Below are 8876 nucleotides of genomic sequence, written 5' to 3' on the forward strand. Positions count from 1 at the left end.
AGATGTGTAAAAGAGACAGCCCCCGTCCGGCAAGCCTCGCCGACCAGGCCACGCCGGGCCAGTGGACGTCACAGGACTGACAGCTGTCACAGGGCCGACAGCCGTCACAGCCCCGACAGCCGTCACAGCCCCGACAGCGCCGGCGCCAGCTCGCGCCACTGCCGGCGGGGCAGCCCGCGGCGGTCGAAGTCCAGGACCTGCACCGCGACCTGGTCCGCGCCGGCGTCGAGATGCGCCTTGATCCGGCCGAGCAACACGTCCGGATCGCCCCAGGCAACGATCGTGTCGACGAGGCGGTCGGAACCCGCACCGGCGAGGTCGTCGTCGTCGAACCCGAACCGGCGCAGGTTGGACGTGTAGTTCGGCAGCCGCAGGTAGGACCCGGTGTGCCGGCGCGCCAGATCCCGGGCCTGCTCGGGATCGTTGTGCAGGACGAACGCCTGCTCGGGGACGAGCAGCTTGTCCGGGCCGAGGATCTCCCGGGCCGCCGCGGTGTGCTCGGGTGGGACGAAGTAGGTGTGTGCGCCGTCGGCGCGATCGCGGGCGAGGCCCAGCATCTTCGGCCCGAGTGCCGCGAGCACCCGCGGCGGCAGTTCGGCTGGCGCCACCGCCCGGTACTGCTCCGCGGCCATCTGGTCCATCTCGTCGAGGTAGGCGGCCATCTGCCCCAGCGGGCGGGTGTAGGGAGCACCTCGGATGTGCATCAGCTCGGCGTGGGAGACACCCAGCCCGAGCAGGAAGCGACCGGGAAACGCCTCCGCGAGGGCGAGCTGCGCGGCGGTCATCGTCAGCGGGTTGCGGGCGAGGATCTGCGCGATCCCGGTCGCGATCGTGATCCGCGAGGTGGCCGCGAGGGCAAGGCTCGCGGTGACCAGGACCTCCCGGCCCTTGACCTCACCGGTCCACAGCGTGGGATAGCCGAGTTCGTCGAGCTCGGCGATGGCCTCCCGGACGGCGCCGGCCGGGGAGAAGTCGAACTGCCCGCTCCAGACGCCGACCTTCCCGATGTCGCGGCGGGCCGGCGGGCGGGGCACGTCCTGCGCACTCGTCACCGCGACACCGTACCGACCCGGGCCGCCGACACCGACCCGGGCCGCCGACACCGACCCGGGCCGCCGGCACCGGGCCGGGAGGCGTGAGCATCAGGCGCGGCGGGCTGACAGATCGGGTTGCCGGCCTCCGCCTGAGGTCTATCGTTGCGGGGTGTGACGGAGCTCATGCAGCTGCTCACTCCGGATGGTCATCGAATCACCGTCGTGTCCCGGGCCAGGACGACGGAACTGGACGGGTCGCCCACGGCCCCGGGCGGCTCCCGGTCGGAGCCGCCGCCCGGGGCCGGGCTGCCGGCGGCCGGCCCGGACAGCGGGCCCGGTGGCGGCGAACCCACCATCGTCGACATCGACCTGCCCGCGTATGTCGCCGACCTCACCGACGACGAGCTCTTCGGCCTGTACCGGGACATGGTGCTGGTCCGCCGCATGGACGAGGAGGCGACCAGCCTGCAGCGCCAGGGCGAGCTCGGGTTGTGGGCGAGCCTGCGGGGCCAGGAGGCGGCGCAGGTCGGGTCCGGCCGGGCGCTCGGACCCGACGACATGGCGTTCCCGTCCTACCGCGAGCACGGCGTGGCCTGGTGCCGCGGGGTCGACCCGGCGGCGGTCCTGGCCATCTTCCGCGGAGTCAACCTCGGCGGCTGGGATCCGGCCGGGCACGGCTTCGCCCTCTACTCGATCGTCGTCGGTGCGCAGACACTGCACGCCACCGGCTACGCGATGGGAATGGCCCAGGACCGCTCGCCCGGCGCCGCGATCGTCTACTTCGGGGACGGCGCGTCCAGCGAGGGGGACGTCAACGAGGCGTTCGGCTGGGCGAGCGTGTTCGCCGTCCCGCTGGTGTTCTTCTGCCAGAACAACCAGTGGGCCATCTCGGAGCCGGCCCGCCGGCAGAGCCGGACGGAGATCTTCCACCGGGCGGCCGGTTTCGGCTTCCCCAGCGTGCGCGTCGACGGCAACGACGTGCTGGCATGCCTTGCCGTGACCCGATGGGCGCTGGAGACCGCGCGGGCTGGCCGCGGGCCGGTGCTCGTCGAGGCGGTGACCTATCGGATGGGCGCGCACACGACGGCCGACGACCCCACCCGCTATCGGTCATCGGCCGAGCTCGAGGCGTGGCACCGACGCGATCCACTGGACCGGATGCGCACCCATCTTGCGGCCCGCGGCCTGCTCGCGCAGGAGCGTGACCGGCGCCTGGCCCTCGAGGCCGACACCTTCGCCCACGAACTGCGCGCCCGCTGTACGGCGATGCCCGACCCGGATCCGACCAGCCTGTTCGACCATGTGCAGGTCACCGAGAATGGGCTGGTGGCGGCGCAGCGCTCGGCGTTCGCAGCGACGCTCGATCCGGGCGAGACGTGAGGGATGGGCTCGACATGGAGGGTGGACTCGTGGCGGGCAGGACGCACATACCTGGGGAGGCGTGGTGACCAGCGGAGCCGTCATCGCCGGCGAGCAGGCCGCCGACGTCGGTGGGGAGCGGACCGGCGAACCGGCCGGTCCCATGCCGATCACCCTCGCGAAGGCGTTGAACCTGGGCCTGCGCTCGGCGATGGCGGCCGATCCGAAGGTCATCGTGATGGGCGAGGACGTCGGCACCCTCGGTGGCGTATTCCGGGTGACCGACGGTCTGCTGAAGGAGTTCGGGGAGGCCCGGGTCATCGACACGCCGCTGGCCGAGTCGGCGATCGTCGGGACCGCCATCGGGCTGGCCATGCGCGGCTACCGGCCGGTCTGCGAGATCCAGTTCGACGGCTTCGTCTACCCCGCGTTCGACCAGATCGTCAGCCAGCTCGCCAAACTGCACTACCGCTCCGCCGGGCGGATCCGGCTGCCGGTGACGATCCGCATCCCGTTCGGCGGCGGCATCGGCGCCGTCGAGCACCACAGCGAATCCCCGGAGGCGTACTTCTGCCATACCGCGGGGCTGAAGGTCGTCGCCTGCTCGAACCCGGCCGACGCTCACCAGATGATCCAGCAGGCGATCCGTTCCGACGACCCGGTCATCTTCCTGGAGCCGAAACGGCGGTACTGGGAGAAGGCGGTGGTGGACCCCGGTTCGCCGGGCGAGCCGTCCCCGAACGCGACTGGCGGCCTGCACAGCAGCGCGGTGGTGCGCGCGGGCACCGACGCGACGCTGGTCGGCTACGGCCCGACGGTGCGGACCTGCCTGGACGCCGCCGAGGTCAGCGCGGCCGACGACGGCCGGTCGTTGGAAGTCATCGACCTGCGTTCGCTGTCCCCCCTCGACCTCGAGCCGGTGCTCGCCTCCGTCCGGCGGACCGGGCGGCTGGTCGTGGTGCACGAGGCGCCGTCGAACGTCTCGGTCTCCGCCGAGGTCGCCGCGCGTGTCACCGAGCAGGCGTTCTACTCACTGGAGGCGCCGGTGCTGCGGGTCACCGGGTTCGACACCCCCTACCCGCCAGCCCGCCTCGAGGACCACTACCTGCCCGACGTCGACCGCATCCTCGACGCGGTCGACCGCTCCTTCGGCTACTGACCCGCCCGCGCTATCCGAACTGGGGTTCCCCGTGTCGCAGCGACAGTTCCGCCTCCCTGACCTGGGTGAGGGTCTGACCGACGCGGACGTCGTCCGCTGGCTCGTCCAGGTCGGCGACTCTGTCACGGTGAACCAGCCGCTCGTGGAGGTGGAGACCGCCAAGGCGGTCGTCGAGATCCCGAGCCCGTTCGCCGGGGTCCTGGTGGAGATCCACGGCGAAGCGGGCAGCACCATGGCCGTCGGCGCACCGCTGCTGACGATCCGGACGGCCGATGCCGGGCAGCCGGCCGATGAGCCTGCGGCTGCGACCCTCGCCCCGCCGGCGGCCACACCCGGGTCCGACGGCGGCACAGCCGGTGGCGGACGGCTGCCGGTTTCCCGCGACGCCGGTGCCGGCGAGCGCGTGCCTGTGCTCGTCGGCTATGGGCCTCGCCAGGGTCAGCAGCGTCGTCGCAGTCCCCGCCGCCCGGCTGCCCCGGTGCCCGCCCACGGGAGCGGGCCGGGGCGGCCGGGCGGCGCGGTGCTCGCCAAGCCACCCGTGCGCAAGCTCGCCCGCGACCTTGGTGTCGATCTCGCCGAGATCGCCGGCACCGGCCCCGACGGCACGATCAGCCGGGACGACGTCCAGGCCGCCGTGCGCACCACCGCCCGGCCGGTGCCCGCACCGGTCCCTGCGGCGCAGCCGACCGCACCGTCCGCCATCGTTGCGCTGGACGCGGCACCGCCCGCCCCCCGGCGAATCGGCGCGGTCCCGGCCGACGCGGCCTTTTCCACCACGACGGGGGCCTGGCGCGTGCCCGTCACCGGGCTGCGGCGGTCGATGGCGCAGGCCATGGTCGCCAGCGTCACCGCCGCGCCGCACGTGACCGAGTTCCTCAGCGTCGACGTGACCGCCACCATGGCCATGCGCGAACGCGTGGCGGCGCTGCCGGAATTCGCGGGCATCAAGGTCACGCCGCTTCTGTTCGTCGCCAAGGCCCTGCTCGTCGCCGTGCACCGGCATCCGATGATCAATTCCCGGTGGATCGAGGACGCAGGTGCGGGCCGGGCGGAGATCCAGGTGCCCGACCTGGTGAATCTGGGCATCGCCGTGGCGGGCCCGCGCGGGCTCGTCGTGCCGAACATCCCCGACGCGGGCCGGCTCGATCTCGTCGGCCTCGCGCGGGCGCTGGCGGGGCTCACCGGGTCGGCCCGGGCGGACCGGCTCGACCCGGCGAACCTTCGCGGTGGGACCATCACCATCACCAACGTGGGGGTGCTCGGCGTCGACGTCGGAACGCCGATCCTGAACCCGCCGGAGGCCGCCATACTTGCTCTGGGTTCGATCCGTCCCATGCCCTGGGTGCATGACGGTCAGCTCACGGTGCGCACGGTGGTGCAGCTCGCCCTGTCCTTCGATCACCGCATCGTGGACGGGGAGCTCGGCGCCGCGGTGCTGGCGGATGTGGGCGCAATGCTGACGGATCCCGCGCTCGCCCTCGCCTGGTCGTGATCGACTCATCGGATCCACCAGCTCGCCACAAAACACGCGAGAGGGGCGCACAACGGCGCACACTCGGCCCCCTGGTACGGTTGCGCCTCTGACCGGCTTCCGGCACAAAGAGGTGGAACCATGACGCGAGTGGAGGCACTTCAGGCCGCGGACGAGTTCGTCGCCAAGGTTCTGACCTCCGCCAGCTCCAGTGGCCGGTTCACCGGCACGCTGAACCTGGCCGAACGGGTCGACCTCACGCTCCGGGTGGCCCGGTTCCTCCTGGAAGGGCAGTCCTCCTCGGACTCCGACGACCTGCTGAAGCGGGACATGCGCAACGAGTTGGACCAGGCCTTCCCGCCGCTGCGCACCTCCTGACGCCAGCCCCGGACGAACAAGCCGCCCGGACCGGTCTCCCGAACCCGGATCACGGGCCGTTGGGAACCGGGCCAGGCGGCGGGCGGACCGGTAGAAGATCAGTGCTCACCGCCGCGACGCGGAGCGCTCCTCGCTGCCGACGTGAATGACCGGCTGCGGCTCGGGGTCCGTCTCCGGGTGGCGCGAGGAGTTCAGCTTGCGGTCCTCCTCGGGCGTGAGGTCCGGCTCACGCCGGCGCGGCGCCTCGACCGGGGTGACCGGGTCCACGAGGACCGTGTCGTCGACCGAGATGGGAGTCGGCACGCCGCTCTCCACCGACTCCTCGACGATCTTCCGGCGCCACTGGTTCTGGTAGAGGGTGATGCCGAGGCCGATGGCGCTGACGAGCATCATGATGAGGCCCACCATGTCGAGGTCGAGCCCGGAGGGATCGGAGCGGACGGCGAAGGTGAGGATGGCGCCGAGGGCGAAGAAGGCGAGACTCAACGGGATTCCCATGCCCGGCCACCTACCCGCGGATCACCCCAATACAACCCCGCCGGGACGGCAATTGCCACGGACCGCGCGAGATCTCCCGCGATCCGTGGCGACCCCAGTGGATCACCGGGATCAGAACGCCTCCGCCGGGAGATCCATGAGCCCGAGCCCGGTCGACTCGACCACGGCCCGACGCGCCTTCAGCTCGGGCAGCACGTTCGCCGCGAACCAGCGGCCTGCGGCCACCTTGCCCTGATAGAAGGCCGTGTCCCGGCCGCTGCCCGCCCTGCCGAGGGCGCGCACCGCCACCTCCGCACCCCGCAACAGCAGCCAGCCGATGAGCACGTCACCGATGCTGAGCAGCAAGCGGGTGGAGTTCAGGCCGACCTTGTAGACCTGCCGGGCGTCGTCGGCGGCACTGGTGAGGTAGCCGACGAGCGAACCCACCATCGCCTGGACGTCGTCCAGGGCCGCCCCCAACGCCTCCCGTTCGTACTGCAGTGCACCGTTGCCGGCCTCCGCCTTCACGAAGGTCTGGATCTCCCCCAGCACGGCGGTAAGGGCCTGCCCCCGATCCCGGACAATCTTCCGGAAGAACAGGTCCTGGCCCTGGATCGAGGTGGTGCCCTCGTAGAGGGTGTCGATCTTGGCGTCCCGGAGGTACTGCTCCATCGGATAGTCCTGCAGGTAGCCGGAGCCGCCGAGAATCTGCAACGAGGTCGAGAGCAGCTCGTAGGACCGCTCGGAACCGACGCCCTTGACGACCGGCAGCAGCAGGTCGTTGATCCGGATCGCGAGTTCGTCGCTCTCGCCGCGCGCCGCCGCCCGCGTCACCCGGTCCTGGAACGTCGCGGTGTACAGCACCAGCGAACGCATGCCCTCGGCGTACGCCTTCTGCAGCATGAGCATCCGGCGGACGTCGGGATGGTTGATGATCGCCACTCGGGGCGCGGTCTTGTCGGTGGACCGGGTGAGGTCGGCGCCCTGCACCCGGGTACGGGCGAAGTCGAGCGCGTTGAGGTAGCCGGAAGACAGCGTGGCGATGGCCTTCGTGCCGACCATCATCCGGGCGTACTCGATCACCTGGAACATCTGCGCGATGCCCTCGTGCACGTCACCGACCAGCCAACCGACCGCCGGGGTCCGCTCGCCGAAGCTCAGCTCGCAGGTCGCGGAGACCTTCAGGCCCATCTTCTTCTCGATGTTGGTGACGTACACGCCGTTGCGCTCCCCGGGCGCTCCGGTCGCCGGATCCGGCATGAACTTCGGCACGACGAACATCGACAGGCCCTTGGTGCCCGGGCCGTTCCCTTCGGGCCGGGCCAGGACGAGGTGGAAGATGTTCTCGGGAACATCCCAGTCGCCGCTGGTGATGAACCGCTTGACGCCCTCGATGTGCCAGGTCCCGTCGGGCTGTTCGACCGCCCGCGTACGGCCGGCGCCGACGTCGGACCCGGCGTCGGGCTCGGTGAGCACCATCGTCGCGCCCCAGTGCCGCTCGATGGCGAAGCCGGCGAGCGTGCGTTGCCACTCGTTGCCCAGCCGGTGCAGGATCGCCGCGAAGGTCGGGCCGGCCATGTACATGAACACGGCCGGGTTCGCCCCGAGCAGCAGCTCGGCGGCGGCCCAGGCGACGGTCGGCGACGCGCCGAGCCCGCCAAGATCCGTCGGGACGAACAGTCGCCACCATTCGCCGTCCTGGACCGCCAGGTAGGAGCGCTTGAAGGAATCGGGCAGGGTGACCAGGCCGGTGGCCTGGTCGAGCGTCGGTGGGTTGCGGTCAGCATCGGCGAACGACTCCGCAACGGGGCCGGTGGCCAGGTGCTCCAGCTCGACGAGCACCTCGTGCGCGGTCCCGGCGTCCATCTCCTCGAACGGGGCGGTGCCGAGCGTGCGATCGACTCCGAACACCTCGAACAGGTTGAACTCGAGATCCCGCAGGTTGCTCCGGTAGTGGCCCATGAACGGCTCCTTTCCAGGAGCGCCGGGCGGCGCGCACCGCCGGGACCGGCTTGCTACTGGTGAGTACGGTGTTCCCATGCTACCCACGAGTAACCCGTTGACAAGTGGGACTTCGCAGTAAGGGCACCCACCAGCCGACACCGATCACGGCAAGCACGGATGGGGCGATATCCGGCACGTCTACCCTTGCCACCATGCGTGACGAGGCGACCCAGGAAGTACGGCTTGCGGTCGTCATGACCGGCGGCGCCAGCCTCGCCGTCTGGATGGGCGGGGTCGCCACCGAGATCAACCTGGCCACCAGCCCCGAGCACACCCGCGCCGACGACGCCGACGCCGCGGTCGCCGCCCGATACGCGCGGCTCGCAGCCATCCTTGACGTCGAGCTCAGCGTGGACGTGCTCGCCGGGGCCTCCGCCGGCGGGATCAACGCGACCATGCTCGGCTTCGCGAACGCCCTGGACGGCGACCTCTCCCCGCTGCGCGACCTGTGGCTGTCGCTGGGCTCGCTGAACACGCTCATGCGCACCCCGGACGAGAAAGCGTACCCGTCGCTGCTGCGGGGGGACACGGCCGTGCTGCCCGCCCTGCACACCGCCCTCGGCGCCGTCGCCGGGACGACCGCGGCGCGCGGGTCCACCATCGCCCGCCCGACCTCGGTGTTCGTGACGACGACGATCCTGCGCGGCGAGGTCGCCGAACACACCGACTCCCTCGGCGGCACGATGTACGACGTCGACTACCGGGGCCTGTTCGTGTTCAGCACGCCGGACCTCACCGATCCCGCGGCAATCCCCCGCCTGGCGCTCTCCGCCCGGGCCAGCTCCGCGTTCCCGGGTGCCTTCGAGCCGGCCTACGTGCCGGTCGGGCACGCCCTCGACGACACCCACCCGGACATGGCGCGTTACGTCAACTCCGCCCGTTCCTTCCATGCCTCCGACGGCGGGATCCTCGTCAACCGGCCGATCGGCCCGGCGTTGGCGGCCATCTTCGACCGCCCTGCCGAACGCCAGGTCCGCCGGGTACTCACCTACGT

The 8876-nt window shown here is 71.4% G+C and carries 8 protein-coding genes; 5 read left to right on the forward strand and 3 right to left on the reverse strand.

The features are described from left to right. Positions 1-122: 122 nt before the first annotated feature. Positions 123-1052 carry an LLM class F420-dependent oxidoreductase gene (locus NBZ85_RS22745; protein WP_261558965.1) on the reverse strand — a complete coding sequence of 310 codons (930 nt, stop codon included), beginning with the start codon at positions 1050-1052 and terminating at the stop codon, positions 123-125. A 153-nt stretch (positions 1053-1205) separates the two neighbouring features. Between NBZ85_RS22745 and pdhA the strand changes: the two genes are divergently transcribed. The 4 genes from pdhA to NBZ85_RS22765 all read left to right on the forward strand — a co-directional run bounded on the left by pdhA (position 1206) and on the right by NBZ85_RS22765 (position 5401). Further along, positions 1206-2414, forward strand: a complete 1209-nt coding sequence (pdhA, locus tag NBZ85_RS22750; RefSeq protein WP_498041256.1) for a pyruvate dehydrogenase (acetyl-transferring) E1 component subunit alpha — start codon at positions 1206-1208, stop codon at positions 2412-2414. 64 nt (positions 2415-2478) lie between these two features. Then, complete coding sequence (locus NBZ85_RS22755) at positions 2479-3552, forward strand: alpha-ketoacid dehydrogenase subunit beta (protein WP_261558952.1); 1074 nt, start codon at positions 2479-2481, stop codon at positions 3550-3552. A 31-nt stretch (positions 3553-3583) separates the two neighbouring features. Further along, positions 3584-5044, forward strand: a complete 1461-nt coding sequence (locus tag NBZ85_RS22760) for a dihydrolipoamide acetyltransferase family protein (protein WP_261558950.1) — start codon at positions 3584-3586, stop codon at positions 5042-5044. A gap of 120 nt (positions 5045-5164) precedes the next feature. Beyond that, complete coding sequence (locus tag NBZ85_RS22765) at positions 5165-5401, forward strand: hypothetical protein (protein ID WP_261558948.1); 237 nt, start codon at positions 5165-5167, stop codon at positions 5399-5401. Positions 5402-5506: 105 nt separating this feature from the next. Here the strand turns inward: NBZ85_RS22765 and NBZ85_RS22770 are convergent, their stop codons facing one another. Next, positions 5507-5899 carry a hypothetical protein gene (locus NBZ85_RS22770; protein ID WP_261558946.1) on the reverse strand — a complete coding sequence of 131 codons (393 nt, stop codon included), beginning with the start codon at positions 5897-5899 and terminating at the stop codon, positions 5507-5509. 111 nt (positions 5900-6010) lie between these two features. Continuing rightward, a complete protein-coding gene (locus tag NBZ85_RS22775) occupies positions 6011-7840 on the reverse strand; it encodes an acyl-CoA dehydrogenase (RefSeq protein ID WP_261558944.1) in 1830 nt (609 codons plus the stop codon). Positions 7841-8034: 194 nt separating this feature from the next. Between NBZ85_RS22775 and NBZ85_RS22780 the strand changes: the two genes are divergently transcribed. Beyond that, positions 8035-8876: patatin-like protein (locus tag NBZ85_RS22780; RefSeq protein WP_261562557.1), on the forward strand; the 842-nt coding region annotated here is incomplete at its 3' end.

This window comes from Frankia tisae, from assembly GCF_025403405.1.
Taxonomy (GTDB): Bacteria; Actinomycetota; Actinomycetes; order Frankiales; family Frankiaceae; genus Frankia; species Frankia tisai.

What these genes read in the sequence shown, in the direction of transcription:
- NBZ85_RS22775 (WP_261558944.1), bottom strand. Translation starts at nt 7,840, where the DNA reads ATGGGCCACTACCGGAGCAACCTGCGGGATCTCGAGTTCAACCTGTTC.
- NBZ85_RS22770 (WP_261558946.1), bottom strand. Translation starts at nt 5,899, where the DNA reads ATGGGAATCCCGTTGAGTCTCGCCTTCTTCGCCCTCGGCGCCATCCTC.
- NBZ85_RS22765 (WP_261558948.1), top strand. Translation starts at nt 5,165, where the DNA reads ATGACGCGAGTGGAGGCACTTCAGGCCGCGGACGAGTTCGTCGCCAAG.